The organism is Hyphomicrobium sp. (assembly GCF_019744875.1).
In the GTDB taxonomy this organism is placed as follows: Bacteria; Pseudomonadota; Alphaproteobacteria; order Rhizobiales; family Hyphomicrobiaceae; genus Hyphomicrobium_C.
This window is the reverse complement of record NZ_JAIETU010000015.1, coordinates 13,038-39,658: the sequence shown is the minus strand read 5'-3', so window position 1 is coordinate 39,658 and position 26,621 is coordinate 13,038. Positions and strand designations below refer to the sequence as shown.

The window sequence follows — 26,621 nt, the reverse complement described above, 5'->3', positions numbered from 1 at the left end:
TGAAAATCTGGACATTGCTGTGCCAGCCTCTGGCATGGACGCCGCGCCTGCCCCCGGCAGCGACGCCGCAGCGGTCCTGGATGCGCTCGACGTGACCGCACTCTCGGCCGACAGCCGCAACGTCGCGCCCGGCACGCTGTTCGCGGCGCTCGCCGGCGTCAAAGCCGATGGCGCCCGCTTCGTGGCCGACGCAGCCGCCAAGGGCGCCGTCGCCGTCCTCGTGGGCGAGCAGGCGGAGGTGCCGGCCGCGCTCGCCGTGCCTGTCCTGCGGACCAAAGAGCCACGCCGCGCGCTCGCGCAATTGGCCGCGCGCTTTTACGGCAGCCAGCCCGAAACGGTCGTCGCCGTCACCGGCACCAGCGGCAAGACGTCGGTGGCGGAGTTCTCGCGCCAGATATTCGCCGCGGCCGGGCGCAAGGCGGCGTCGCTCGGCACCATCGGCGTCGTGAAGCCGGATGGCGCCGTCTATGGCTCGCTCACCACGCCCGATCCGGTCACGCTGCATGCCACGCTGGCGTCGCTCGCGCGCGAAGGCGTCACGCATCTGGCCTTCGAAGCCTCCTCCCACGGGCTCGATCAGTACCGGCTCGACGGCGTTCGCGTGTCCGCCGCCGCCTTCACCAATCTCGGCCGCGATCACCTCGACTACCACCCCACGACGGAGGCCTACTTCGCGGCCAAGATGCGCCTGTTCGAGGAGCTGCTGCCGCAGGACGCGCCCGCCGTCGTCAATCTCGATGCGCCGCGCGCCGCCGATGTCGCAGAGCTTGCCCGCCGCCGTGGCCTGCGTGTCGTCAGCGTCGGCGCGGCGGGAGAAACCCTGCGCCTCACAAATCTCGAGCGTGACGGCTTCGTCCAACGCCTGACGCTGCTCCACGAGGGCAAAACCTACGATGTCCGCTTGCCGCTGATCGGCACCTACCAGGTCGCCAATGCGCTCGTCGCCGCCGGCCTGGCGTTGGCGGTTGGCGAGAGTGCCGATGTCGTCATCCCGGCGATCGCGACACTCTCCGGCGTCAAAGGGCGTCTCGAAATCATCGGCGAAAGGAACGGCGGGCTCGCCGTCGTCGACTACGCCCACAAGCCCGAAGCGCTCGAAGCAGCACTCGACGGAGTGCGCCCGTTCGTGACCGGCAAGCTCATTTCGGTGTTCGGCTGCGGCGGCGACCGCGACCGCGGCAAGCGCCCCATCATGGGAGCGATCTCGGCGGCGCGCGCCGACGTCACGATCATCACCGACGACAATCCGCGCACGGAAAATCCAGCCGCGATTCGCGCCGAGGTCCTGGCTGGTGCGCCCGGCGCGCGCGAGATCGGCGACCGGGGCGAAGCCATCCGCACGGCCGTCGGCATGATGCAGCCCGGGGACGTCGTCGTGGTGGCGGGCAAGGGCCACGAAACGGGCCAGATCGTGGGCCAGACCGTCGTGCCGTTTTCCGACCACGAATGTGTCAAAGATGCGCTCTCGAAGCCCTAGCCGGCGGACCGCAGCCTCTCTGCCGCCTGCTTCGCCAATCGCCAAGGAACTCCATTGATGTCGCCACCGCTCTGGGCCTTCGACGATCTGGTTCGCGCCGCAGACGGCCGGGCCGAGCGGGCGAACGGCGCGCCGGTCACGGGGCTTTCCATCGATACGCGCACGCTTGCTCCTGGCGATCTGTTCGTGGCCCTCAAGGACCAGCGTGACGGGCACGCCTTCGTCACCCAGGCGTTCCGCGCCGGCGCCGCGGCCGCGCTGGTGGCCGAGGGCTATGAAGCAGCCCCCGACGACGGACCGTTGATCCGCGTGCGCGACACGCTCCGGGGGCTCGAGGATATTGGCCGCGCGGCGCGAGCGCGCCTCTCGCCGGAAGCCCGCGTCATCGCCGTGACCGGCAGCGCCGGCAAGACCGGCACGAAGGAGATGCTACGCGCCGGGCTCTCGCGGCTCGCGCCCACCCACGCCGCCGACAAGTCGTTCAACAATCATTGGGGCGTGCCGCTCACGCTCGCGCGCATGCCCGCAGGTACGCGGTTCGGCGTCTTTGAGATCGGCATGAACCATGCGGGCGAAATCACGCCGCTCACGAAAATGGTCCGCCCGCACGTCGCCATCGTCACGACTGTCGAGCCGGTCCATCTCGCGCAGTTTCCGAGCGTGACCGCCATCGCCGACGCCAAGGGCGAGATCTTTGCGGGTCTTGAGCCGGGCGGCGCCGCCGTCATCAATCGCGACAATCCGCATTTCGCAACGCTGCTGCGCCATGCCGAGGCCGCCGGCGCGCGCGTCATCACGTTCGGCCAGGATGCGCGCGCGGACGTGCGCCCGAAGGTGCTCGAACTGACGTCGGAAGGCACCTCGATCGGCATCGAGATCGGCGGCCGCGAGATCCACTATCGGGTTGCGAGCCCCGGCATTCACATCGCCATGAACTCGCTCGCCGTCGCGGCGGCCCTCGACGCGGCCGGCGCCGACGTCGAGCAGGCGCTCGATGTGCTGTCGTCGTTGCCGCCGCCGCCGGGCCGCGGCTCGCGCTCCGAGCACGAGGTCGCGGGCGGACGCGTCCTGATCATCGACGAGACATACAACGCGAACCCCGCGTCCATGCGGGCGGCTCTGGCCGTGCTCGGCACCGTCCCGCGCAGCGCCTATCGCCGCCGCATCGCGGTGCTGGGCGACATGCTCGAACTCGGGCCCGATGAAAAATCACATCATTTGTCGATCAAGGACGCCATCGACGCCGCCGGCACCGATTTGGTCTTTGCCTGCGGGCCCAATATGGCGCATTTGTTCGCGGCGCTCCGGCCGACTATGCAGGGGGCCTGGGCTGAGCGGTCGGACGGATTGGTCGGGCCGCTGCTGGCCGCACTCGCGCCGGGTGACGCGCTCATGCTCAAGGGGTCGAATGGCAGCCGGATGGGACCGCTGGCCGAGGCTCTGAGACAAGAGATCGGGTCTAGATCCCTGTCTGGGTGACGAACTGAAAACCTGTCCGGTTGAAGGGAAGCGGGGCGCCCGGGCTCCGATCGAGGGGAAGGGAAGACATGCTGTACGAGCTCGTGAGCTTCAGCGACCAGATCGGCATTCTGAACGTCTTCCGCTACATCACCTTCCGCACTGGCGGCGCCATCTTCACGGCGCTGCTGTTCGTGATGCTGTTCGGTCCCGGCATCATCGATCTCCTGCGCGTCAAGCAGGGCAAAGGCCAGCCGATCCGCGAGGACGGCCCCAAATCGCATTTCTCCAAGAAGGGCACGCCCACGATGGGCGGCCTCATGATCCTCGCCAGCGTCACCGTCGCCACGCTGCTGTGGTCGGATCTCTCGAACCTCTATGTCTGGACGGTGCTGATCGTCACGCTCGCCTACGGCGGCATCGGCTTCTACGACGACTATCTGAAAGTCACGAAACAGCAGTCGAGCGGCTTCGGCGGCCGCGCGCGCCTGGCGCTTGAGTTCATCGTGGCCGGCTTCGCCGCGTTCGTGATCATGTCGCTTTCAACGCCGGAACTCTCGGGCACGCTCGCCCTGCCGTTCTTCAAGTCGGCGCTGATCCAGCTCGGCTGGATGTTCATCATCGTCGGCGCGGTCGTGATCGTCGGCGCGGGCAATGCCGTCAACCTCACGGACGGCCTGGACGGCCTCGCCATCGTGCCGGTCATGATTGCCGCCGCCACCTTCGGCCTCATCGCCTACCTCATCGGCAACGTGAAGTTCGCGGGCTACCTGCAGATCCACCACGTCGCCGGCACGGGCGAGCTGGCCGTCATCTGCGGCGCGCTGATCGGGGCGGGCCTCGGATTCCTGTGGTTCAACGCGCCTCCCGCCATGATCTTCATGGGCGACACCGGATCGCTGGCGCTGGGCGGCGCGCTCGGCACCATTGCGGTCGCGACCAAGCACGAGGTCGTGCTGGCCATCGTCGGCGGCCTGTTCGTGCTGGAGACGCTGTCGGTGATCATCCAGGTGACGTCGTTCAAGCTCACCGGCAAGCGGGTGTTCCGAATGGCGCCGCTGCATCATCACTACGAACAGAAGGGCTGGCAGGAGAGCACGGTCGTCGTCCGCTTCTGGATCATCGCGGTCATCCTGGCGCTGGTCGGCCTCGCCACTCTCAAGCTGCGCTGAATAGGCTACTTTAGCGCCCATGATTCGCGTTTCGACTTTCAATGGCCGGACGGTTGCGGTCTTCGGCCTCGGTGCCTCGGGGCTCGCGACCGTGCGCGCGCTCGAAGCGGGCGGGGCAACAGTTGCGGCCTGGGACGACAGCGAAGCCGGCCGGAAAGCGGCCGCCGACGCTGGCGCGTCCCTGGTCGATCTCGCGGCCGCCGATTGGTCGGCCTTCGTCGCGCTCGTGCTCGCCCCCGGCGTGCCGCTGACCCATCCCGAGCCGCACTGGACGGTGCAGCGCGCTGCGGGCGCAGGCGTCGAGGTGATCGGCGACGTGGAGCTTTTCTTCCGTGAGCGCGCCGCGACGTGCCCGGCTTCGCCCGTGGTGGCGATCACCGGCACCAATGGCAAGTCCACCACCACGGCGCTGATCGCCCACATCCTCCGCGACCTCGGCAACGACGTGCAACTCGGCGGCAACATCGGCCGCGCCGTCCTCACGCTCGAGCCGCCGTCCGAAGACCGCATCCATGTGCTGGAGCTGTCGAGCTTTCAAATTGACCTGTCGCCGAGCGCCGCGCCAACGGTGGCCGTGCTGCTCAACATCACGCCCGACCACATCGATCGCCACGGCACCGTCGCGCATTACGCCGAGGTGAAGCGCCGCCTGGTGGAAAAGGCGCAGACAACCGCCGTCATCGGCATCGACGACGACTGGTGCGCAAACATCGCCGCCGAGATCGAGCGCCGAGCCGATGCGCCGAAAGTCCGGCGCATCTCGGTGCGCGAGCCCGTGGCCGACGGCGTCTATTCGCTCGACGGGACGCTGCACGAGCGTACCCATCACCACGAGCAGACGGCTCCCATCTCCCTCGACGGCATCGCGACGCTGCGCGGCGCGCACAACTGGCAGAACGCGGCTGCCGCCGTGGCCGCGGTCGGCGCGCTGCCCGGGGGCGCGCGATATCAGGTCGGCCTCGCGAGCGCGCTCCGCACTTTCCCGGGATTGCCGCACCGTCTCGAAATCGCAGCCCGCCTAGGGCCCGTCGAGTTCATCAACGACAGCAAGGCCACCAACGCCGACAGCACCGAGAAGGCGCTCGCCTCGTTTCCGGGCAACATCCACTGGATCCTCGGCGGCAAGCCGAAGGCGGGCGGCATCACCACGCTCTCATCCTATTTCCCGCGCGTCGCGAAGGCCTACCTGATCGGCGAGGCGACGGAAGAGTTCGCCGCGACACTGGGAACCGATGTGCCCTTCGAGCGCTGCGGCACGCTGGAGGTCGCGGTCGAACGGGCCGGCACGGCCGCGCTGGACGAAGGCCGTCCGGGCGCCGTCGTGCTGCTGTCTCCAGCCTGCGCGTCCTACGATCAGTTTAAGAACTTCGAAGTGCGCGGCGACGCGTTCAAGTCGCTTGTGGCCCGCCTGATTGCATCGCGAGGCGGCCGATGAAATTCTCGCGCGCCGACAAGAGCCGGCTCGCCGAGTGGTGGTTCACGGTCGACCACGTTCTGCTCTACGCGATCATCGTCATTGTCGCCGCCGGTCTCGTGCTGTCGCTGGCGGCAAGCCCCGCAGTGGCGCTCAAGAAGGGTCTTCCGCCCTATTACTTCGTCGAGCGCCACGTGATCTTTTCGCTCGCCGGCGTCGTCATCATGCTGGGCGTCTCGCTGCTCGATCCGCCCGCTGTGCGCCGCCTCGCGGGACTTGTGCTGGCCGGTGCAATGGTCGGCCTCATCGCTGTGTATTTCCTCGGCGAGGAGATCAACGGCGCCCGCCGCTGGCTCTCCATCGAGGGCCATTCGCTGCAGCCGTCGGAATTCGCCAAGCCGGCCTTCGTCGTCGTCTCGGGCTGGCTGTTGGCGGAAGCGCGCCGCCGTCCGGACATGCCAGCCCTGCCGCTGGCGATGGCGCTTTATGCCGCCTTCGCCGGATTGCTCGTCGTCCAGCCGGACGTGGGGCAGACCTTGCTCGCCACCATCGTCTGGACCGCCATGCTGTTCGTCTCCGGGCTCGCGCTGACCGGCGCGGCGATCATCGCCGTCGTGGGCGCGGTCGGGCTCTATGTGGCCTACCTCTATTTCCCGCACGTCTCGTATCGCATCGACCGCTTCATCAGCCCGCAACCGAGCGAATACGGCCAGGGCGAGCGCGCCCTGAGATCGTTCGTCGAAGGCGGCTTCCTGGGACGCGGCCCGGGCGAGGGCACCATCAAGACCTCGCTGCCGGATGCGCACACCGACTACATCTTCGCCGTCGTCGGCGAGGAGTTCGGCTCTCTGGCCTGTCTCGCCATCGTCGCGCTCTTTGCCTTCGTCGTCATTCGCGCGCTGCGCCACGCGGAGCATGAGCCGGATATCGCGACCCGCCTCGGCATCGTTGGGCTGGCGCTCATGTTCGGATTTCAGGCGCTGATCAACATGGGCGTCAACGTCGGCCTGCTGCCGGCCAAGGGCATGACGCTGCCGTTCCTGTCGGCGGGCGGATCGTCCACGCTGGCCATCTCGCTCACGCTCGGCATGCTGCTGGCGCTGACGCGTCATCGCCCGGACGCCGACCGCCTCAAAAAACCGCGCCTGAAACCGAACCTCTCCAGCGTGCGCCCGTGAAGCAGAGAAGCACCATCACACGAGTGCTTCCCGAAAAGTGGGCACCGGTTTTCGGATAAGAAGCACGAGAAAACAATGAACAACGAGAGAAACCTGTGACGCGTTCCATCCTGCTTGCAGCCGGCGGCACCGGCGGACACCTGTTTCCTGCCTTCGCACTCGCCGAAGAGCTTGGCCGCCGCGGCTACGCCGTCGATCTCGTCACCGACATGCGCGGCGACCGCTACGGCACCGGCTTTCCCGCCCGCGCCGTCTATCGCATTCCGTCGGCAACGCCCGGTAACAAGCGCAACCCCATCACGCTCGCGCGCACGGGCTTCACGCTGGCGCGCGGCGTACGCAAGGCTCGCAAGCTGATCCGCGCTGAAAAGCCATCGGCCGTGGTGGGCTTTGGCGGCTACCCGACCATTCCCCCGCTCGTCGCGGCGCGCATGCTGGGCGTGCCCGCCATCATCCACGAGCAGAACGCCGTGCTTGGCCGCGCCAACCGCACGCTCGCCCGCGCCGCCGCCGCCATTGCCACGTCGTTCCGCAAAACGAAGTTTCTGGATGGCCCGCTCGCCGCCAAGGCCCGTTTCACCGGCAACCCGGTGCGCGATGCCGTCATCGAGGCCGCCAAGACGCCCTATCCGCAAATCGAGGACGGCGGCCCGATCCGCCTCCTCGTGTTCGGCGGCAGCCAGGGCGCGCGCTTCTTCTCCGAGGCCGTGCCGCCCGCGCTCGCTACGCTCCCCCAGGTCATCCGCCAACGCGTCAAGCTGGTGCTCCAGGCGCGCGAGGAGGATGTGGCGGCGGTCCGCTCCGCACTGTCATCGGCCGGCATCGACGCAGAGATCGCGACGTTTTTCAAGAGCTTGCCCCAGGTCATGGCTGACAGCCACCTGGTTGTCGCGCGCGCCGGCGCGTCTTCGGTGGCCGAGCTTGCCGTCATCGGCCGGCCGTCGATCCTCGTACCTTTGCCGCATTCTCTCGACAGTGATCAGCTCGAAAACGCGTCCAGCCTTGCCGAATCGGGGGGCAGTTGGTGTATCGAGCAGAAGCATGTGACGCCGCATCGTCTCGCAACGGAGCTTGTCAGGTTGTTCGACCAGCCGGCGGCCCTGGTGACTGCGGCGGCTGCCGCCAAGGCCCAGGGACAGGCCGACGCCGTCCGGCAACTTGCGGATCTCGTTGAGGATGTGGTTGGAAAGCATCACGCTTGAACCTCGCCGCGTCGTAGTTTTGACGAAACGTCACACCGACGGTGTGCCGGTACGCCGCTAGGTTCGCCCCGCAGCAACAGGGACCTCCACGCATGCAGATGCCCCGCGACATCGGGCCGTTTCACATCATCGGGATCGGCGGCATCGGAATGAGCGCCATCGCCGAGATCCTGCTGGCCAAGGGCTACAGCGTCCAGGGCAGCGACCAGAAGGAATCGGCCAACGTCCGCCGCCTGCGCGCCAAAGGCGTGCGCGTGTTCATCGGCCATGACGCGGTTAACCTCGTCGGCGCCCGCCAGGTCGTCATCTCCACGGCCGTCAAGCAGAACAACCCGGAGCTTGAAGCCGCGCGCGCCAAGGGCCTGCCGGTGGTGCGCCGCGCCGAGATGCTGGCTGAGCTGATGCGCCTCTACGCAACGGTGTCGGTCACCGGCACGCACGGCAAGACGACGACCACCTCTCTCATCGCCACCATCTTCGAGACCGCGCGCCTCGACCCGACAGTCATCACCGGCGGCATCATCAACGCATGGGGTTCGAACGCGCGCCTCGGTCAGGGCCGCTGGATGATCGTCGAAGCCGACGAGAGCGACGGCACGTTCACGCGGCTCCCGACGGAGATCGGCGTCGTCACCAACATCGATCCCGAGCACCTCGACTACTTCGGCTCGGTCGAAGCCATGCATCGCGAGTATGAAGCGTTTCTGCGCAACATCCCGTTCTATGGTCTCGCCGTCGCGTGCGTCGATCATCCGGTGGTGCGCGAGATGGTCGAGCGCCTGCAGCTGCGCCGGGATGGCCGCCGCCTGCTGACCTACGGCACCCGCCCCGATGCCGATCTCGTTCTGCGCTCCGTGCGCTCCGAAGGCTACGCCACTATCATCGATGCCGACCTCGGCACGCGCGTGAAGGGTGGAGCGCGCGCGCTGCGCGGCTGGAAGGTGCCGATGCCCGGCCAGCACAACGCGCTGAACGCGCTCGCCGCCATCGCCGCCGCAACCGAAGCCGATCTCGACGACGAGACGATCAGGACGGGCCTCGCCGCGTTCTCGGGCGTAAAGCGCCGCTTCCAGCTCACGGGAACGTGGAACGGCGTGCAGATTTTCGACGACTACGGCCATCACCCGGCCGAGATCGCAGCCGTCCTCGAAGCAGCCCGTGCGGGCGCCCGCGGCCGCGTGTTCGCGGTCGTCGAGCCGCATCGCTACACGCGCGTGCGCGATCTCTTCCGCGATTTTTCCACCTGCTTCCGGGCCGCCGACAGCGTTGTCGTGGCGCCGCTTTACAGCGCCGGCGAGCAGCCCATCGACGGCATCGATCCGGCCTCGCTCGCGGAAGGCATCCGCGCCACGGGCCACGGCTCTGTGACGACCATCGCCGAGCCGCGCGAGCTCGTCGGCCTCATTTGCCGCCACGGCCGCCCGGGCGACATGGTAGTGCTGCTTGGCGCGGGCAATTCCACCGAATGGGCGCACAACCTTCCCGAATGGCTGGCCGCCTCCGAGCCCCGTCGCGCCGGCACGGCGGTCTAAGGCCGCCCGATGACCTTTCCGGATATCACGGCCGATCTCCAAGCGCTGATGCCCGAGCTGCGCGGCCGCCTGTCGGCCAACGCTTCGCTCGCCGACGTCACGTGGTTTCGCGCGGGCGGCCCGGCTCAAGTGCTGTTCATGCCCGCAGACGAAGCGGACCTCGCCTACTTCCTGCAACACAAGCCTCAGTCGATGCCGGTGTTCGTCATCGGGCTCGGCTCGAACCTGCTCGTGCGCGACGGCGGCGTCGAGGGTGTGGTCATCCGGCTCGGGCGCGGATTTTCAGGCATCTCGGTAGAAGACGGCCATCGCTTACGCGTCGGCACCGTCGTGCCGGACGTGAAGGTGGCGCGCGCGGCCGCCGATGCCGGCATCGCAGGCCTCGCATTTTATCGCGGCATTCCGGGCTCGATCGGCGGCGCGCTGCGCATGAACGCCGGCGCACATGGCTCCGAGACGAAAGATGTGCTGGCCAGCGCCCGCGCGGTCGATCCGGCCGGCAATATCCATGTGCTCTCGCTCGCGGATATGGGCTTCACCTATCGCCACAGCGCTGTGCCGCACGATTGGATCTTCACCGAAGCGCTGTTCCAGGGCACGCCGGGCGAAACCGCTGAGATCTTGCGCGCCATGGACGAAGTGGCCGCCTACCGCGAGACGCATCAGCCGATCAAGGAGCGCACCGGCGGCTCGACGTTCAAGAACCCCGAAGGCCACAGCGCCTGGAAGTTGATCGACGCCGCCGGATGCCGCGGCTTCCGCGTCGGCGGCGCGATGGTGTCGGAGAAGCACTGCAACTTCCTGATCAACGATCGCAACGCCACCGGCGAAGACATCGAGCGCCTGGGCGAGATCGTGCGCGCGCGCGTGAAGGCCCATTCGGGTGTGACCCTGCAATGGGAAATCATCAGGCTGGGGCGCGCGGCCGAGGGCCGCGCCGAAGGAGAGGCGTTAGCGGAGATGGTGGGTTGATGTCGAAGCTTGGAGCACCCCCGCCGCGCACGTTCGAGCACGTTGCCGTACTGATGGGCGGATTGTCCGCCGAACGCAGCGTCAGCCTGAGGTCTGGTGCGGCCGTGGCCGAAGCGCTCGCGGGCGAAGGCTACCGCGTCACGCCCGTCGATGTCGGCCGCGACGTCGCCGCTCGCCTCGACGCCCTTCGCCCTGACGTGTGCTTCAATGCGCTGCACGGCCGCTACGGCGAGGACGGCTGCATCCAGGGCATCCTGGAAATGATGCAAATTCCTTACACGCATTCGGGCGTGCTCTCGTCTGCGCTGGCGATGCACAAGGAGAATGCCAAGACAGTGATGCGGGAGGCCGGCGTTCCGGTCGCCGAGGCCAAGCTCGTCTCGCGCGCGGTCGCGGCTGCCGCCCACGCAATGCCCCCGCCGTATGTCGTCAAGCCGGTCGATGAAGGCTCGAGCGTCGGCGTGCTGATCGTCCATGACGGCTCAAACGACTGGTCGCAGGCCATCCTCGCGGGCGGGCCGCCGGACCAGATCGTGATGTGCGAACGCTTCATCGCCGGGCGCGAGCTGACGTGCGCGGTCATCGGCGACTTCGCCACCGATGTCATCGAGATCGTACCCCTCAAGGGGCTCGCCTTCTACGATTTCGAGGCCAAATACGCACCCGGTGGCTCCAAGCACGAGCTTCCTGCGAATATTTTACCGGATGTTTACCAGTTGATCCGGAAATACACGTTGGCGGCCCATGCTTCGCTCGGGTGTCGCGGTGTGTCGCGTGCGGATTTCCGCTTCGACGACACGGCCGGCGGAACCGGCGAGCTGATCTGCCTCGAATTGAATACGCAGCCGGGCATGACGGGAACGTCATTGGTGCCGGAATTGGCAGGATTTGCGGGCTGGTCGTTCGGCCAACTCGCCAGATGGATCGTCGAGGACGCGAGTTGCTCCAGGTAGGGCAGAGCTGGATGAATTGGAGGCAGGCGCATCGCGCGGACCTGCTCGCAACCACTCACGACCCCGCCCACGACGACGACATCCCCGACAACGAGCCTCCCGCTCACAAGGGGCCCTATCAGGTCGAAAGCCCGTTCGACGATCCGCATGCGCCGGCAGCCGCGCCGCGCCGCGCGTGGCGTCCGAGCCGCGTGCGCCTGCTCGCAGGCGCCCTCGCGCTCGGGCTTGCGCTGGGCGCAGCCGAGGAAGCCGCCCGCCTCAACGGCTATACGCTCGACATGCAGCACGTCGCGCGGATTGCAGGCTTCGGCATCGACCAGGTCAACCTCAAGGGTCACACCTTCAGCTTCGATCGCGACATCTTCGATGCGCTCGACCTCGCCAACGTGAAAACGTTCGCAGCCCTCGATCCCGCCGCCGTCAAGGCGCGCATCGAGCGCCTGCCGTGGATCGACACCGCCGAGCTCTCGCGCGTCTATCCCGGACGCCTCGACATTCGCGTCACCGAGCGCACGCCCTACGCGCTCTGGACGCGCGACGACCGCCACTACCTGATAGACAAGACCGGCCGCGTACTGGCCGCCGTCAGCGGCGACACGCTGCCCAAGTTGCCGCACTTCGTGGGTGAAGGCGCTGCCGCCGGGGCCGCCCCGTTCATGGAGCAGCTCGCGCGCTATCCGGAAATTTCAGCGAGCTTCGCCACCGCCGAGCGCGTGTCCGACCGCCGCTGGAGGCTGAAGCTGACCAACGGCACGACCATCGAGCTGCCCGCCGACGGCGAAGTCGGCGCGCTCGAGGCCATCGCCGGCGATGAGGCCCTGAAACGTCTCGTCGTCGCGGGCAACACGACGCTTGATTTCCGCGGCCCCGGCCGCCTCGCCATCCGCCCCGAAAAGCAGCCTGCCGCGCCGGCTCCCGCGCCTGGCACCGGCTCATGAGACGGGGGCAGGCATGACGCGAGACAAGGCAAAGCGAAAGAACGGCCGCAAGCATATCGTCGGCGTGCTCGATATCGGCACGAGCAAGGTCGCGTGCCTGATCGCCGCCGTGGAACCGGGTGGCGTCGGTCCAGATGGCGGCGGCATTCGCATTCTGGGACTCGGCCACCAGCGCGCCGAAGGCGTAAAGGGCGGCGTCATCATCGATCTCGACCGGGCCGAGCAGGCGGCGCGCGCAGCCGTCGCCCAGGCCGAACGCATGGCAGGTGTCGAGCTGGCGGAGGTCCACGTCTCGGTATCCTGCGGACGTCTCACGTCGCACAACTTCTCCGCCAAGGCGGATGTCACGAGCGGTCTCGTGTCCGAAGTGGATCTCGACCGCCTGCTGGCCGCCGGCCAGTCCTATGTCGAGCAGGGCGGACGCTCGCTCGTGCACCTCAACGAGGTCGCGCTGCGGCTGGACGGTGCGCCGGGCTCGCGCGACCCGCGCGGCATGGCGGCGCGCGAGATCGCGCTCGATCTGCATGCCGTCTCGGCCGATGAAGCCCCCCTTCACAACCTGCTGATGGTCGTCAACCGCTGCTACCTCGAACCCGCGAGCTGCGTTCCCGCCCCGCTGGCGAGCGCGCTCGCCGCAACGAGCGAGGATGAGCGCCGCCTCGGCGTCACCGCCATCGACATCGGCGCGGGCGCGACCAGCCTTGCCATGTTCGCCGAGGATCGCTTCCTCTACGCGTGCTCGGCGCCATTTGGAGGCGCGCAGATCACCTTCGACATCGCGCGGGCGTTGCATACGCCCCTTGCGGAGGCCGAGCGAATCAAAGCGCTTTATGGCACAGTGGTCTGTGCTCCGTCGGATGAGCACGACGTCTTCTCCTATCCGGGTGCCGGAGAGGAGCACGACGTCACGCATCAGATGACGAAGGCCGAGCTGGCCGAGGTTGTTCGGCCACGCGTAAGGACGATCGTCGATCATATCCGGCAGCGTCTGGATGCGTGTGAACTAACGGCATATGCCGGGCGTTGTGTCGTGTTGACGGGCGGAACGAGCGCGCTGACTGGCTTGGCCGATTATGTTGCGGCGGAGTTGGGGCGTCCCGTTCGCGTATCGGGTCCGCAGGCCGTGTCCGGGCTACCGCCGGCGCTTTCTGGGGCCGCGTTTTCGACCGTCGTCGGGCTGTTGCTCGCGGATCGGTCGGAACACGCCGGACGCAGGGTTCTGGGCGGCTCGAATGCCGGCGCCGGGAGCTACCTGAAGCGGGTAGGCTCGTGGCTTCGGGAGGGATTTTAGTTGAGCGGCGCGCATCGTTCGCCAGGGGGCAGCGGCGTCGTTCTCGGTAAAAATTGCCGGGGAGCCGCGCAGCGGACGCCTCCCCCGCGTTGAACGGGGGCAAAATGGGCGACGCGGGACAGCGTTTTGATTTCTCGGATTTGAAGCCCAGGCTGACCGTCATCGGCGTCGGCGGAGCGGGCTGCAATGCCATCAACAACATGATCGCGACCGGCCTCTCCGGGGTCGATTTCATCGTCGCGAACACGGACGCGCAGGCCCTCGCCACGGCCGCAACCGAACATCGCCTCCAGCTCGGCGTCGAGCTGACGGAAGGCCTTGGCGCCGGATCGCGTCCCGAGATCGGTGAAGCGGCCGCCGAAGAAGCGGTCGACGACATCCGCAATCAGATCAAGGGCTCGCATATGGTGTTCATCGCCGCCGGTATGGGCGGCGGCACGGGCACCGGCGCGGCGTCGGTCATCGCGCGCGTGGCGCGCGAGCTTGGCATCCTGACCGTCGGCGTCGTCACCAAGCCGTTCCTGTTCGAAGGCGCACGCCGCATGCGCATCGCCGAGGCCGGCGTCGCGGAGCTGCGCCATGTCGTCGATACGCTGATCGTCATCCCGAACCAGAATCTGTTCCGCATCGCCTCCGACAAGACGACCTTCGCGGAAGCCTTCGTGATGGCCGACCAGGTGCTCTATTCGGGCGTCGCCTGCATCGTCGACCTGATTCTCAAGGAAGGCCTGATCAACCTCGATTTCGCCGACGTGCGCACCGTCATGAGCGGCATGGGCACGGCGATGATGGGCACGGGCGAGGCAACCGGCGAGCGCCGCGCCACGGTCGCCGCCGAGGAAGCCATTTCGAATCCGCTGCTCGACGATGTGTCGCTGCGCGGCGCCAAGGGCCTGCTGCTGTCCATCACCGGCGGCCCCGGGCTGACGCTGTACGAGGTCGACGAGGCCGCCAGCCGCGTGCGCCAGGAAGTCGATCCGGAAGCCAATATCATTGTCGGCGCCACGTATGATCCGTCGCTGGGCGACCGGATTCGCGTGTCGATCGTCGCGTCCGGCATGAGCCGCGCCGGTGAAGCCGAACGCGCTCCGCCCGCGCCCGCCGAGGATTGGGTGCGCGTTACGCAGCAGCAGCAGCGCCCTGCCGCCCAGGGGAATTCGCAGCCGCCCCGCCCGCCGCAGCCGCAGTCGCGCGGGGATGACTATGGCTATGACCGCCAGCACGACACGCGCGGTGGCGCCTACGATCTTCAGCAGCGCCTGACCGAGGCGCTTCAGCAGCCGCTGCCTCAGTCCGCCTCCTATGGCGCGCCGCGGCCGGGCATTCCCCCGGCTCTGCCTGCCGACAACGCGCGCCGCACGGCCGGCGAGCCCTGGCGCGGCCCGGGCAATGTGCGGATCGAAGACGGTCCGCCCCAGCTTCAGGCCGCATCGGCCCCGCCGCCGCTGCCGCCGCACGGTTATTCGCCCGAATATGCCCAGGGCGGCCAGTTCGCGCCCCAGCCGCCAACGGAAGTCCGCCGCCCCGCGCGGGGGCGCCCGGAGCAGGGCGAATACGCCCCGCAGCACCAGCCGCAGCGCGGCTACGAACAGGGCTACGGCGAGCCTGCGCAAAGCGAGGCCGAGCCGCGCCGCAGAATGGGGTTGTTCGAGCGCCTGACGGGGCGCGTGCGCAGCTCCGCTGATTCGCCCGCGCCCGCGCATCCGCCGGCTGAAACATATGGCTACGATGAGCGCTCGAATGCGGCCCCGCCGCGCGAGAGCGACGCATACGGACAATATCCGCGGACGCAGCCGCCTCAGGCGCAGAACAGCCAAGACGCTGAATTGCCAGTATTTTTTAGAGAGCGCAGGAAGTAGAAAATCACGCTTGCGGCTGGCTGGATGACCGACCGACCCAGCCGTCGAAACCGTAACACACGGTAAGAAAGCGTGATTTGTGCCACAGCGGGACGGGGGCTATCGTTTCTTAATGACGATCGGTTCGTCCTAAGTCTGCTCCGCCCAACTGCCCTCGGACTTGCCATTAAGAGTAAGCCAGGCAGACACGAAATCGGGGAATTTCGGGTGAGCAGATATCGAACGTCGGTCGGGGGCGGCAAATCGTTCAGGGACGGTTTGCTGAAGAACATCGAGGGACGGCTCAGCATGTCGAATCGATTCATTGGCGCGCGCCAGACGACGATTGCCCGCGATATTAAGGTCAACGGCACGGGGGTGCACAGCGGAGCGCCGGTTTCGGTCATCCTGCATCCGGCAGCAGCCGACACTGGGCTCCGTTTTCTAGTGACCAAGCGCGGCCGAGTGACCGCCGATATCCCCGCCAAGGTCTGCAACGTCAAGAATCTCACGCTCTGCACCGTCATCGGCAATGAAGAGGGCGTCACGGTTTCCACCGTCGAGCACCTTCTCGCCGCCCTCCGCGGCCTCCAGATCGACAACTGCGTCATCGAGATCGACAGCAAGGAAGTGCCGATCATGGACGGCAGCTCGGCGCCGTTCGTCGAGGCGATCGATGAAGTTGGCGTCCGCGAGCTCTCGGCTCCGCGCCGTTTCCTCAAGGTTCTGAAGCCCGTACGCGTCGAGGAAGGCGAGTGCTGGGGCGAGCTGACGCCGCACTCCGGCTTCCACCTCGACGTCGAAATCGATTTCCCATCGCCGATCATCGGCAAACAGCGCCTCGCCTTCGAAATGAGCCCCGGCGTTTTCCGTAACGAGCTCTGCAACGCCCGCACGTTCGGCTTCATGAGCGACGTCGAGCGCCTCTGGAAGGCCGGTCTGGCCCTCGGCGCCAACCTCACCAACACCGTCGCCATCGGCGACGATCGCGTCATGAACCGCGAAGGTCTCCGCGATCCGCAGGAATTCGTCCGCCACAAGATGCTCGATGCCGTGGGCGATCTCAGCCTCTCCGGCCACCCGATTCTCGGCGCCTATCGCTCGGTCAAGGGTGGTCACCGCCTGAACTCGCTGGTGCTCCAGAAGCTGCTCGAGGATAGCTCGGCCTGGACCATCGTGCAGGCTCCGCGCGTCCGCGACACCCGCCCGATGGTGTTCGAGCGCGCCGCAGTCGCTGCTGCTGGCGAGTAAGTTTTCCACTTCGTTTGGGAAGACCGGCCGGGCCTGTGCCGCGCCAGAGCGTGTGCTGCAGGCGGTGCCTCTAACACCATGTTTTCCAAGTCACTTCGCCCCGAGGTTCGCAGTCCGCAAGGCGGCACGGGCCTCACATCAACCACATTGTGAACCTACCGTGGGACAAGCATTGCGAGGGGGCGGTGCTGGCTTCAGGCCTGCAATGAAACGTGCTATTGAACGCGAAACGCGTCACGTAGAGATTTGACGGCCGTGTCGTCGTTTCGGGGAGTTGGGTAGGGAATGCGCAAGACGCCGAAATTGGCCGCGGCCTATGTTTGGTGCGCCATTGGATCAGCGGTCCTGGCGCTCGGCGGCTGCGCGTCGTCGACGGACACGTCCATTCTCAACACCGATCCGCCCGAAAAAATGTACGCCGACGCCGACGCCCTCATGAACAAGGGCAAGTTCGACGCCGCCGCCCGCAAGTTCGAAGACCTCGACCGTTCGCACCCCTATTCCTCCGAAGCGCGCCGCGCCATCGTGCTGGCGGCCTATGCCTACTACAAGGCCGGCAAAACTCCGGAAGCCATCGCCTCCGCCGAGCGCTACACGGTCATGCATCCGGGCACGAAAGACGCCCCGCTCGCCCACCACATCATCGCGTCGTCCTACTTCGACGACATGAAGACCTCCGAGCGCGACCAGACGGCGACGCGCAAGGCGCTCGAGCAGCTCAGGATCCTGAAGTCGCGCTATCCGGACAGCACCTACGCGCGCGACGCCGACAACCGCATCCGCATCGCCGAGGACAACCTCGCCGCGTCCGAGATGGAAGTCGGCCGCTTCTACCAGAAGGACAAGAATTTCATCGCCGCCATCAACCGCTTCAAGACGGTTGTGTCGGACTACCAAACGACGGCCCACGTCGAAGAGGCGCTGATGCGTCTCACGGAGTGCTACATGGCGCTCGGCGTGGTCAACGAGGCGCAGACGGCGGTCGCCGTGCTCGGCCACAACTTCCCGGAGTCGAAGTGGTACCGGAACGCGCACGCGCTGCTGAAGTCCGAGGGACTGGCGCCGGCCGTGAACAGCGAGTCCTGGATTACCAAGGCCTGGAAGTCGGTGCCGAAGCTCTCGCTTGGCGGCCCGGGCTGATCCAGCGACCCCGGATCCCGCTACAGGGTGCGATGCGCCTGCTTTTTCGTTATGAAGCCGCATGGCAAAGTCGAAGCGCTCCGCGCCCACCCTCGATGATCTGACAGCGGCCGACGCGGAAGCCGAGCTCGCGCGCCTGGCCGCGGAAATCGCGCGCCACGACGAGCGCTATTTTCTGGCCGACGATCCCGAGATCTCCGACGCCGACTACGACGCGCTCCGCCGCCGCAACGAGGCGATCGAACAGCGCTTTCCCGAGCTGATCCGCAACGACAGTCCCTCCAAGCGCGTCGGCGCCGCGCCCTCCGCGACGTTTTCCAAGGTGCGGCACGGCGTGCCGATGCTCTCGCTCGGCAATGCCTTCGCCGACGAGGACGTGACGGAGTTCGTGGCCCGCGTCCGGCGCTTCCTGTCGCTCTCGGCCGAAGAGCCCCTGGCCATCACGGCCGAGCCCAAGATCGACGGCCTGTCGATTTCGCTGCGCTATCAAAACGGTGAGCTCGTGGGCGCCGCCACGCGCGGCGACGGCGCGGAAGGCGAGAACGTCACCGCCAACGTCAAGACGATCCGCGAGATTCCCGCCCGCCTCAAAGGCCGTGATCTGCCCGCAGTCGCCGAAGTGCGCGGCGAAATCTATCTGCGCCACGACGATTTCGCGGCCCTCAATGCGGCGCAGGCGGAAGCCGGAAGCAAGGTGTTCGCCAACCCGCGCAATGCCGCCGCCGGATCTCTGCGCCAGCTCGATTCGTCGATCACCGCTGCGCGCCCGCTGCGCTTCTTCGCCTACACCTGGGGCGAGCTGAGCGCGCTTCCCGAAAACACACAGCACGGCATGGTCGAGACGTTCGCGTCGTGGGGGCTGCCCGTCAATCCGCTGATGCGGGTGTGCGCGACGGCCGACGACCTGCTCGCGTTCTATCGCGAGATCGGAGAGCGCCGCGCCTCCCTCGGATACGATATCGACGGCGTCGTCTACAAGGTCGATCGCCTCGATTACCAGGATCGTCTCGGCTTCGTCTCCCGCTCGCCCCGCTGGGCTATCGCCCACAAGTTTCCGGCCGAGCAGGCGACCACGGTTCTGCGCGACATCGAGATCCAGGTCGGCCGCACCGGCTCGCTGACGCCAGTGGCAAAGCTCGAACCGGTCACCGTCGGCGGCGTCGTCGTGTCCAACGCCACGTTGCACAACGAGGACGAGATCGCTCGCAAGGATGTGCGTATCGGCGACACCGTTGTCGTCCAGCGCGCAGGCGACGTCATTCCCCAGGTTGTCCGCCCCGTCATCGAGAAGCGGCCGGCCGATGCCGTCCCGTATGTGTTCCCGAAGGTTTGCCCTGCGTGCGGCAGCCATGCCGTGCGCGAGGCCGACAGCGACCCAGAGGCCGGCGGCGTCGTGCGTCGCTGCACGGGCGGCCTCATCTGCCCGGCGCAGGCCAAGGAGCGCCTGAAGCACTTCGTCTCGCGCCTCGCCTTCGACATCGAGGGGATGGGTGAGGAAAAGATCGAGGCATTCTTCGACGAGGGTCTGATCCGCCGCCCAGCCGACATCTTCACGCTCGAGGCGCGCGACAAGGAGAGCGCCGATCCGCTCGCCAAGCGCAAAGGCTTCGGCGCCAAGTCCGTCGACAAGCTGTTTCGCGCCATCGATGCGCGCCGGACAATCGGCCTCGAGCGGTTTCTGTTCGCGCTCGGCATTCGACACATCGGCGAGACGACCGCCAAGGATCTCGCCAAGGCCTATCGGACGATGGAAGCCTTCCGCGCAGCGGTCCAGGCGGCCGTCGTCGCGGGCGCGGACAGCGAAGCCTACGAGGACATCGACGCCATCGAGGGTATCGGCACGACGGTGGTCGATGCCCTGATCGATTTCTTCTCGGAGCCGCACAACGTCGAGGCGGTCGACGATCTGTTGGCCCATGTCACGGTTGCGCCGTTCGTGCCTCATGCCGCCGTGGAGTCGCCGGTGACAGGCAAGACGGTCGTCTTCACCGGCAAGCTGGAGCAGCTCGGCCGCAGCGAGGCGAAGGCTCAGGCGGAACGGCTGGGGGCGAAAGTGTCCGGCTCGGTGTCGGCCAAGACCGATTACGTCGTGGCCGGCGCGGATGCGGGCTCGAAGCTCACGAACGCGCAGAAGCTTGGCGTCACGGTGTTGACCGAAGATGAGTGGATCGCGCTCATCAAGGGATAAGGCGAGGCGAGAGCGGCCAATAAAAAAGCGGAGGAGCGAACCGCTCCCCCGCGTGAAACGATGCCGAAGGCCTTAGCGCTTGTAGTACTTGTCCATGTACTGCTGCCAGCCCTTCTTGCCGTTGCCGGTGCTCACCGTGTCACCCTTGGCCACGTAATTGTTCTTCCGCACCTTGGCGATCTGCTTCGGCGCATATTCGGAAGCGATATCGAGGCCGCGCTCGCGGTCGTCGTCATACCACTCCTTCTTTTCCTGCTGCTGCTTGGCCGCGGCCGCCTTAGCGGCAGCCTCCTTCTTGGCCTTCGCAGCTTGAGCCGCCTTGGCGTTCGCCTGGGCGCTAGCCTGTGCGTTCGCCTGGCCACGGCCCTTGGCCGCAGCATCCGCATAGCCCGACCCCATGCCGGCGAGGCCGACGATAAGGCCGAGAGCGACGAGTGAATTTTTCCAAGACATGACCGCGCCCCTTTCGAGTTCTCTCTGTTGAAGCAAAACTGACGTTCGGCACGCAGTGCAGTGAGTTCGCGCCTGAGTACGGTCGAAGCATCGGAGGCCCTATGCCGCCCGGCCCTCGCAACCGATCCATCGGCACAGTGACGAAAACATCTTAGCCCCGCTGTTCCGGCCGGAACAGGGCACGCCAAAATGCAAAGGGGCGCCTCGCGGCGCCCCTGTCAGTCGATCTAAGGGTTTGAAATTCAGTCTAATTCGACCAGCCGTTGTACGGCCAGACGTTACGTACGTCGACGTGGTAGGCCGGCAACTTGTGCCGCGCGGCCGATTGCGAAGCGGTTTTCGGACGCGGCGTGGAGGCACGCAACGCCCGGCCCGTCGCCTTCTGGCCCTTCTTGGACGCGGTGTCGGAGGCGGCTTCCTCGTCCGTCAACGAGCGCGGTGGCGTATCGCTGGCGGTCTCCGCCTTTGCCGGCATATCGGTCTCAGACGGCTTGTTGGCCGACGTCTCGATAGCGCTCTTCTGCTCGGACCCGAGCGTGGTCGTCTGCGGCGCAGGCGTCGACTGCGGGGCTTCCGGCTGGACGGCGGGCGGCGAAGCAACAGGTGCAGCCGCCTGCACGGCCAGCTTTTCCTCGCTGACGCGCTTGGCTTCGATCGCTGCTTCGAGAGCCTGCTGCGCGCGCTTCACGTCTTCCTTGAGCGACGTCACGCTGTCTTCGGCGGCGAGGCGCGCTTTTTCTGCCTCGGCGGCTTTCTCGATGCCGGCGCGCGATTGTGCCTCGATTGCGTTCGCGCGTGCGCGCTCGGCTTCGAGCGCCTCGTCGGCCTTGCGCTTTTCGGCGCGCACCTTCACGAGCTCCGCGTACGCCTGCTCCGCTTTGGCCGCCGATTGCGCGTCGGCCGCAGCCGCCATGCGCTGGAGAAACTCTTCGCGGATGTCGCCCGCGAACCACCACGAGGCCGCGCCGAGCCCGAGCAGTGCGACAAGCCCCATGAGCTTGCGACCGCGACGCGGGGCAGGCTCGGGCGTCGGCGTGCTGACGGCAGGCGCCGCGACGGCCGCGGCGGGCATCTGCATGCCCCGCCCGGGATTGTACGTTCCGAAGTTCCAGATATGGCCTTCCGGATCGCGGCAGGAATAGCCGCGCCGCCCGAGGCCATCGCTCTTGATTTCGAGCACGATCTCGGCGCCAGCGCCTTGCGCCCGCGCATAGTGCGCATCCGCATCGTCGACGACGAGATAACAGCTCTGTGTTTCGACGCCGCCCACCTCGTCGGGCTGGCGCATGAGCTTGTCGAGGTCGGTGTCGCGCACCGCCCCCATCATCATGAGACCGCCGCGATAGCTCATCTGGCCGTAGATCGCGGCGCCGTCGCTATCGGAGACAGATATCTGCTTTTCGAATTCGAATGCCTGCTCAAGCCAGCTCATCGCCGCCGCAAGGTCGCGGTAGCGCAAGAGAGGCATGAGGTTTGGAGCGGGCAGAGTGCTGCTCGCGGTCATGAAACGCTCCAAAATGATGGGCCAGCGGATAGGCGCCGGGTACGCATGGCGCACGGCAGATCGACTTGTCGACGGTGCAGCGCTGGGCCGCGCACAACCGAATCACAATTGATAAATCATAGTAGAAATTCGCCGTGACGCATTGAAAAAATGAAACAAATCGAGGTCGGCGCTCGCGAACTCTTTGGCCGGAATCAGAAAAATGCCGAAAATGCTGGAGGCGCGAGGCCGGCAAACGTGTTCGCGTGCCCGCGATAAAGGGATCGTCCGCCCGCGGCCACAGGCGAGATCAGGGAGGCGGGATCAGAGATGGTAGAGTGCCGATCAGAGTGGTCGCGTCGCCGCCTCGAGCCACGCGCGCACGGCCCCATCCACCTCCGGCCCGATCGTGCGCGCGACTTGCGCATGATAGGTGTTGATCCAACTCGTCTCTTCAGGCGAGAGCATCTCTTTGACGATCAGGCGCCGGTCGATCGGCACGAGCGTCAGCGTTTCGAAGGCCATCACCTCGCGGTCGCCGCCCGCCGGCCGCTCGGGCTCGCGGGTCAGCACCAGGTTCTCGATGCGGATGCCGTACGCGCCCTCTTTGTAGTAGCCCGGCTCGTTCGAGATGATCATGCCCGGCTCGATCACCGCCATGCCCGCGCGCGAGATCGACTGTGGGCCCTCATGCACGGAGAGATAGCTGCCCACGCCGTGCCCTGTGCCGTGATCGTAATCGAGCCCATGCTGCCAGAGCGCGCGGCGCGCGAACGCGTCGAGATCGATGCCGCGCGTCCCCTTTGGAAAGCACGCCGTGGCAATGGCGATGTGACCCTTGAGCACGAGCGTGAACCGGCTCCGCGCCTCGTCCGGCGGCGCCCCGATTGAAATCGTGCGTGTGATGTCGGTCGTGCCTTCGAGATACTGCGCGCCCGAGTCGAGCAGGAAAAGCTCGCCCGCGCGCAGGCGCCGGTTGGTGGCCTCCGTCACGCGGTAGTGAACGATGGCGCCGTTGGGTCCGCTGCCGGAGATGGTGTCGAACGAGATTTCCTTCAGCGCCTGGCTGCCCGCCCGCTGCGCTTCGAGCGCCTGCACGGCCGAGATCTCATCGACCGGCTTGCCCGCTGCGATCGCCCCGTCGAGCCATGCCAGAAACCGCACCACGGCCGCCCCGTCGCGCACATGCGCGATCATGGCGCCCTTGATCTCCGTCGCGTTCTTGATCGCTTTGGGCCCGATGCACGGGTCCGCGCCCCGCACGGCGCTCTTGCCGAGCGCGCGAGAGAACCAGAAGGCGGCGCGGTCGTGATCCAGCCGCACACGCCGCTTGGCTTGGCGGAGCGCCTGAATGCGGGTCTTGAGCGCGGCGGCCGGTGCAACCTTGACGACGCCGTCGAGCTGCGATTGCGCCTCGCGCGTCAGTCTTTCCTTTGCAACGAAAAGCTCCGGCTTGCCGCTGGCGGGCACGATCGCGAACGCCAGCACCACCGGATTGTGCGCCACGTCGTGGCCGCGAATGTTGAACAGCCAGCACACCGAATCCGGCGACGTCAGGATGACGGCGTCCTGCCCGGCCGCCTTGAGCGCCTTCTGCACGGCGGCGATCTTGCTGTCGGCGGCCTCGCCCGCGTACTTCATTGGGTGCGCCTGGATCGGCGCGTTCGGCGGGGCCGGCCTGTCCTTGCCCCACACCCAGTCCACCAGGTTGCGTCGCGTCGGCTTGAGCGCGATGCCCGCGGGCGCCAGCGCGTCGCGCAGATACGCGATCTCCGACACCGTGTGCAGCCAGGGATCGAACCCCACCACATCGCCGGACTTGAGCTTCTCGCGCAGCCACGGCGCAAGCTGGGTGCGCGCGATGCCGGGGAACTCGAAGCCACCCCCGCTGCACTCGGCGCGGACCTGCACCGTGTAGCGCCCATCCACGAGCACCGCCGCGTGCCGGCGCGTGATGGCAGCCATGCCCGCGCTGCCCGTGAAGCCCGTGAGCCAGCGCAGCCGCTCCGAGCAGGGCGCCACATATTCGCCCTGGTGCTCGTCGCCGCGCGGCAGCAGCAGCGCCTGCAGCCCCTCGCTGGCCAGCACGCCCCGCAACCGCTTGATGCGGTCCGGCACGTCTTGGGAATCGGACGGGGCGGAAAACGTCTGGAACATCGCGGGAAGCCCTCTTGTTCGCCGAGGCCGGTCTAGCCGCGCTTGGCGAGCATCAGTGTCGACCAGCCTTCGTAACGCCGGTGGTGGAGAAGCGCGAAGCCCTGCGCGAGATAGGCCGCAATCACGCGCGCCGCTTCGCGGTTGAGAATGCCCGACAGCATGAGCACGGCGCCCGGCGCGGCGGCGCGGCGGATGTCGGGCGACAACGTGATCAGGGGACCGGCCAGGATGTTGGCGATGATGAAATCGAACGGCGCCGCCGCCCGGATCGAGGGCGAGGAGACGCCCGGTCCGCACACGAAGTCGATGCGCGAGCCGACGCGGTTCACGGCCGCGTTCTCGCGCGCGACGACCACCGACTGCGCGTCGATGTCGACGCCGTGGATGGTGGCATGCGGCCAACTGCGCGCGGCCGCGATGGCGAGAATGCCGGAGCCGCAGCCGAGATCGAGAATGCGCCGGAAGGGCCGACGGCGTTCGCTGAGGCGCGCGATGCCCATCAGGCAGCCATAAGTGGTGGCGTGATGCGCCGTGCCGAAGGCTTCGCCGGCCTCGATCAGGATGGCATGCGGGCCCTGGGGCACGCGGTCCCTGTCGTGGCCGCCATGCACGGTGAACTTGTGCGCCTGGACCGGCGGCAGCGACGCTTGCGACAGCGCCACCCAGTTGAGATCCGGAATCTCGTCGACATGGAACGCGGGCGAGGGGAGACCGAGCAGATCGGAAAGCTCAGCTTCGAGCTCGCGCGGCTCGCGGCGATCCGAGAAGTAGGCTTCGATCCGCCAGCCAGTGGGTCCGTTCGCGCCCGCTTTGCCTTCGAATACGGTCAGCGCGTCGGGCGGCGGCTCGAGGAGATCCTGCAGCGCGCTTGCGATTTGCATAGCCTGGCCGCGCGTCTCGACCTCCGTGATGAGTTTTTGAGGGGTCATGGGTCTTCGTGTTGAAAGCGATGATGAAGAGAACGGAAGCCGGCAGCGTCCGGCCCCGCGGCCGGGCCGCGCCGCGAGGATATAGCACAGCCCGCCGGGTCGTCAGATAAGGTCTTCCGGAGAGTTGAAAATGCCATCGGGCGCGGGCGCCATGGCCTGATCGACCTCGCGGCCCTCTTCGCCTTCCGGATCGGGCAGGTTGTCGAGAAAAACGACCCACTTCGCATCGAGGTGGATCGCAGCCTCTTTCGGCCCGAGCGTGCGCAGCGTGCCGTCCGGATCCTCGGTGACGATGCCGTCGGCGATGAGCCGGCTCAGCGCGTCCTCCAGATCGAAATCCACAGACACGCCGAAGCTGGCCGTCAGGTACTGCTCGATGGCCGCGTCGATGGCCGGCAGGTCCGAGTGATTGGCCTTTTCCTTGGCGAGCACGCTGTAGAGCAGGATTTCCTCTTTCACGTCTTCCTCGGCCGCCCGGTCGGCGAGCTTGATCAGCACGCCGCGATTGTCGGCCATGGCGTGGAAGTAAAGGTTCTGCGCCATCACCACCATGTAGCGCTGCTTCTGATTGAGGAAGCCCATGGCCTGCCGGAAAGCGACGCCGCCGAGGCCGAGCACCGCGCCCGCCGCCACCAGCGGGTTCGTGGCCGCGACCGCGATCTTGCCCGCAGCACCGAAGGCGCCGACACCGAGGCCCGCGCTGCCCGTGAGGCCAAGGCGCAGCTTGTCGAACAGGCGAAACTTAACCCGCGTGTTCGGAAACACCATTTCGATGTCAGAGCGCGGGATGTGCTTGAACAGCTTGATGTAGATGTTCTTCTCGTTGACCGCGGGCGGGATCATGGCGCGCAGGTTGCGCACGGTGCGCTCGGCTTCCCGCCGGGGCACGCGGTGCTGCTTCATGATCTCGAGCACGCGCGTCTCGAACGGCTTCAGCTTGAACAGCAGAAACAGCCGCTGGAAGATCGGCACATCGAACTCTTCCTTGCGCATGAAGCGGTGCAGCCGCCGGCGCTGGTCGCGGCGGCTCGACGCGCCGCGGTAGTAGATGAGGATTTCCTCGAACGCGCTGAAGTCGACCTGCAGATCGAGGCCGTAGTGCGATTCCTTGGTCAGGATCATCGCGACGTCCGTCGGATCGATGCGGACATAGTTGGCCTGCGTCAGGATGCTTTCGATGTCGCGCACCACGCGCTTCTGCATCGCGGCCCGTTCGTCGTCCGTGAACGTGCGCGTGACGAGAAGGTCGCTGTCGGGGCTGAAGCTCTCGTAGGCCTGCAACAGGTTGGCGAGCCCGACGCTGTGCTGCTGGCGGCGCCAGTATTCGAGATAGCGGAAGAACCGCCGTGCCGCGCCCGCGCGCCCGCCGGGCCAGGCCTGCCCGGTCGTCAACCGGTCGATCAGCGCGTAGGTCGTAACGGGGATGAAGCGCTCGCGTGGGCGTGCCGCGTCGTTCGGCAGAACGTCGGGCGCGGGCTTGCCGGCAGCGGCTTCCGAAGCCACCGGCCGTTCAACCGCCGCCTCTTGCAACGGCATCGCACTGTCCTGGGCCATCCCACCCTCCCGTCCGCGCCGTGTTCCCCAGTCTGAACCGG

Annotated in this window: 20 protein-coding genes; 15 read left to right on the top strand and 5 right to left on the bottom strand. The window is 67.0% G+C overall.

Annotated features, from left to right (window positions below; genetic code table 11):
• The first annotated feature begins 34 nt into the window (after positions 1 to 34).
• From K2Y42_RS19465 to ligA, 15 genes are all read left to right on the top strand, one after another.
• Positions 35 to 1,477 (top strand): UDP-N-acetylmuramoyl-L-alanyl-D-glutamate--2,6-diaminopimelate ligase, encoded by a 1,443-nt coding sequence (locus tag K2Y42_RS19465; RefSeq protein ID WP_291155950.1) that lies wholly within the window; start codon positions 35 to 37, stop codon positions 1,475 to 1,477.
• Between the two features lie 57 nt (positions 1,478 to 1,534).
• Entirely contained in the window at positions 1,535 to 2,956 is a 1,422-nt protein-coding gene (locus K2Y42_RS19460) for a UDP-N-acetylmuramoylalanyl-D-glutamyl-2,6-diaminopimelate--D-alanyl-D-alanine ligase (RefSeq protein WP_291155889.1), read from the top strand.
• Positions 2,957 to 3,024: 68 nt separating this feature from the next.
• The gene (mraY, locus tag K2Y42_RS19455) at positions 3,025 to 4,107 is read left to right on the top strand and encodes a phospho-N-acetylmuramoyl-pentapeptide-transferase (RefSeq protein ID WP_291155886.1); all 1,083 of its coding nucleotides are present in this window, start codon (positions 3,025 to 3,027) and stop codon (positions 4,105 to 4,107) included.
• 19 nt (positions 4,108 to 4,126) lie between these two features.
• A complete protein-coding gene (gene murD, locus K2Y42_RS19450; RefSeq protein ID WP_291155884.1) occupies positions 4,127 to 5,542 on the top strand; it encodes a UDP-N-acetylmuramoyl-L-alanine--D-glutamate ligase in 1,416 nt (471 codons plus the stop codon).
• Positions 5,539 to 6,699: a putative peptidoglycan glycosyltransferase FtsW gene (locus K2Y42_RS19445; protein ID WP_291155881.1), complete on the top strand. Its 1,161-nt coding sequence runs from the start codon at positions 5,539 to 5,541 to the stop codon at positions 6,697 to 6,699. Before murD ends, K2Y42_RS19445 begins: the two co-directional genes overlap by 4 nt.
• Before the next feature lie 95 nt (positions 6,700 to 6,794).
• Positions 6,795 to 7,901 carry an undecaprenyldiphospho-muramoylpentapeptide beta-N-acetylglucosaminyltransferase gene (gene murG, locus K2Y42_RS19440; RefSeq protein ID WP_291155878.1) on the top strand — a complete coding sequence of 369 codons (1,107 nt, stop codon included), beginning with the start codon at positions 6,795 to 6,797 and terminating at the stop codon, positions 7,899 to 7,901.
• Positions 7,902 to 7,993: 92 nt separating this feature from the next.
• Positions 7,994 to 9,433, top strand: a complete 1,440-nt coding sequence (gene murC / locus K2Y42_RS19435; RefSeq protein WP_291155876.1) for a UDP-N-acetylmuramate--L-alanine ligase — start codon at positions 7,994 to 7,996, stop codon at positions 9,431 to 9,433.
• A 9-nt stretch (positions 9,434 to 9,442) separates the two neighbouring features.
• Positions 9,443 to 10,405: a UDP-N-acetylmuramate dehydrogenase gene (gene murB / locus K2Y42_RS19430; RefSeq protein ID WP_291155873.1), complete on the top strand. Its 963-nt coding sequence runs from the start codon at positions 9,443 to 9,445 to the stop codon at positions 10,403 to 10,405.
• Positions 10,405 to 11,358: a D-alanine--D-alanine ligase gene (locus K2Y42_RS19425; RefSeq protein ID WP_291155871.1), complete on the top strand. Its 954-nt coding sequence runs from the start codon at positions 10,405 to 10,407 to the stop codon at positions 11,356 to 11,358. The genes murB and K2Y42_RS19425 overlap by 1 nt, the downstream gene beginning before the upstream one ends.
• 11 nt (positions 11,359 to 11,369) lie before the next feature.
• Positions 11,370 to 12,296: a cell division protein FtsQ/DivIB gene (locus tag K2Y42_RS19420; protein WP_291155869.1), complete on the top strand. Its 927-nt coding sequence runs from the start codon at positions 11,370 to 11,372 to the stop codon at positions 12,294 to 12,296.
• 13 nt (positions 12,297 to 12,309) lie between these two features.
• The gene (gene ftsA / locus K2Y42_RS19415; RefSeq protein ID WP_291155867.1) at positions 12,310 to 13,587 is read left to right on the top strand and encodes a cell division protein FtsA; all 1,278 of its coding nucleotides are present in this window, start codon (positions 12,310 to 12,312) and stop codon (positions 13,585 to 13,587) included.
• Between the two features lie 104 nt (positions 13,588 to 13,691).
• Complete coding sequence (ftsZ, locus tag K2Y42_RS19410; protein ID WP_291155864.1) at positions 13,692 to 15,446, top strand: cell division protein FtsZ; 1,755 nt, start codon at positions 13,692 to 13,694, stop codon at positions 15,444 to 15,446.
• Between the two features lie 288 nt (positions 15,447 to 15,734).
• Entirely contained in the window at positions 15,735 to 16,676 is a 942-nt protein-coding gene (gene lpxC, locus K2Y42_RS19405) for a UDP-3-O-acyl-N-acetylglucosamine deacetylase (protein WP_291155861.1), read from the top strand.
• Between the two features lie 285 nt (positions 16,677 to 16,961).
• Positions 16,962 to 17,816: an outer membrane protein assembly factor BamD gene (locus tag K2Y42_RS19400; protein WP_291155857.1), complete on the top strand. Its 855-nt coding sequence runs from the start codon at positions 16,962 to 16,964 to the stop codon at positions 17,814 to 17,816.
• Positions 17,817 to 17,877: 61 nt separating this feature from the next.
• Complete coding sequence (gene ligA / locus K2Y42_RS19395) at positions 17,878 to 20,004, top strand: NAD-dependent DNA ligase LigA (RefSeq protein WP_291155855.1); 2,127 nt, start codon at positions 17,878 to 17,880, stop codon at positions 20,002 to 20,004.
• Positions 20,005 to 20,076: 72 nt separating this feature from the next.
• Here the strand turns inward: ligA and K2Y42_RS19390 are convergent, their stop codons facing one another.
• The 5 genes from K2Y42_RS19390 to K2Y42_RS19370 form a co-directional block, all read right to left on the bottom strand.
• Positions 20,077 to 20,457, bottom strand: a complete 381-nt coding sequence (locus K2Y42_RS19390; RefSeq protein WP_291155852.1) for a hypothetical protein — start codon at positions 20,455 to 20,457, stop codon at positions 20,077 to 20,079.
• 247 nt (positions 20,458 to 20,704) lie between these two features.
• Positions 20,705 to 21,961 (bottom strand): VOC family protein, encoded by a 1,257-nt coding sequence (locus tag K2Y42_RS19385; RefSeq protein ID WP_291155849.1) that lies wholly within the window; start codon positions 21,959 to 21,961, stop codon positions 20,705 to 20,707.
• Positions 21,962 to 22,285: 324 nt separating this feature from the next.
• Positions 22,286 to 24,097, bottom strand: a complete 1,812-nt coding sequence (locus tag K2Y42_RS19380) for an aminopeptidase P family protein (RefSeq protein ID WP_291155846.1) — start codon at positions 24,095 to 24,097, stop codon at positions 22,286 to 22,288.
• 32 nt (positions 24,098 to 24,129) lie between these two features.
• Entirely contained in the window at positions 24,130 to 25,026 is an 897-nt protein-coding gene (locus tag K2Y42_RS19375) for a 50S ribosomal protein L11 methyltransferase (RefSeq protein WP_291155843.1), read from the bottom strand.
• 102 nt (positions 25,027 to 25,128) lie between these two features.
• Positions 25,129 to 26,580 carry a TMEM143 family protein gene (locus tag K2Y42_RS19370; RefSeq protein ID WP_291155839.1) on the bottom strand — a complete coding sequence of 484 codons (1,452 nt, stop codon included), beginning with the start codon at positions 26,578 to 26,580 and terminating at the stop codon, positions 25,129 to 25,131.
• Between the last annotated feature and the right edge of the window lie 41 nt (positions 26,581 to 26,621).

What these genes read in the sequence shown, in the direction of transcription:
- K2Y42_RS19465 (WP_291155950.1), top strand. Translation starts at nt 35, where the DNA reads ATGGACGCCGCGCCTGCCCCCGGCAGCGACGCCGCAGCGGTCCTGGAT.
- K2Y42_RS19460 (WP_291155889.1), top strand. Translation starts at nt 1,535, where the DNA reads ATGTCGCCACCGCTCTGGGCCTTCGACGATCTGGTTCGCGCCGCAGAC.
- mraY (WP_291155886.1), top strand. Translation starts at nt 3,025, where the DNA reads ATGCTGTACGAGCTCGTGAGCTTCAGCGACCAGATCGGCATTCTGAAC.
- murD (WP_291155884.1), top strand. Translation starts at nt 4,127, where the DNA reads ATGATTCGCGTTTCGACTTTCAATGGCCGGACGGTTGCGGTCTTCGGC.
- K2Y42_RS19445 (WP_291155881.1), top strand. Translation starts at nt 5,539, where the DNA reads ATGAAATTCTCGCGCGCCGACAAGAGCCGGCTCGCCGAGTGGTGGTTC.
- murC (WP_291155876.1), top strand. Translation starts at nt 7,994, where the DNA reads ATGCAGATGCCCCGCGACATCGGGCCGTTTCACATCATCGGGATCGGC.
- murB (WP_291155873.1), top strand. Translation starts at nt 9,443, where the DNA reads ATGACCTTTCCGGATATCACGGCCGATCTCCAAGCGCTGATGCCCGAG.
- K2Y42_RS19425 (WP_291155871.1), top strand. Translation starts at nt 10,405, where the DNA reads ATGTCGAAGCTTGGAGCACCCCCGCCGCGCACGTTCGAGCACGTTGCC.
- K2Y42_RS19420 (WP_291155869.1), top strand. Translation starts at nt 11,370, where the DNA reads ATGAATTGGAGGCAGGCGCATCGCGCGGACCTGCTCGCAACCACTCAC.
- ftsA (WP_291155867.1), top strand. Translation starts at nt 12,310, where the DNA reads ATGACGCGAGACAAGGCAAAGCGAAAGAACGGCCGCAAGCATATCGTC.
- ftsZ (WP_291155864.1), top strand. Translation starts at nt 13,692, where the DNA reads ATGGGCGACGCGGGACAGCGTTTTGATTTCTCGGATTTGAAGCCCAGG.
- lpxC (WP_291155861.1), top strand. Translation starts at nt 15,735, where the DNA reads ATGTCGAATCGATTCATTGGCGCGCGCCAGACGACGATTGCCCGCGAT.
- K2Y42_RS19400 (WP_291155857.1), top strand. Translation starts at nt 16,962, where the DNA reads ATGCGCAAGACGCCGAAATTGGCCGCGGCCTATGTTTGGTGCGCCATT.
- ligA (WP_291155855.1), top strand. Translation starts at nt 17,878, where the DNA reads ATGGCAAAGTCGAAGCGCTCCGCGCCCACCCTCGATGATCTGACAGCG.
- K2Y42_RS19390 (WP_291155852.1), bottom strand. Translation starts at nt 20,457, where the DNA reads ATGTCTTGGAAAAATTCACTCGTCGCTCTCGGCCTTATCGTCGGCCTC.
- K2Y42_RS19385 (WP_291155849.1), bottom strand. Translation starts at nt 21,961, where the DNA reads ATGACCGCGAGCAGCACTCTGCCCGCTCCAAACCTCATGCCTCTCTTG.
- K2Y42_RS19380 (WP_291155846.1), bottom strand. Translation starts at nt 24,097, where the DNA reads ATGTTCCAGACGTTTTCCGCCCCGTCCGATTCCCAAGACGTGCCGGAC.
- K2Y42_RS19375 (WP_291155843.1), bottom strand. Translation starts at nt 25,026, where the DNA reads ATGACCCCTCAAAAACTCATCACGGAGGTCGAGACGCGCGGCCAGGCT.
- K2Y42_RS19370 (WP_291155839.1), bottom strand. Translation starts at nt 26,580, where the DNA reads ATGGCCCAGGACAGTGCGATGCCGTTGCAAGAGGCGGCGGTTGAACGG.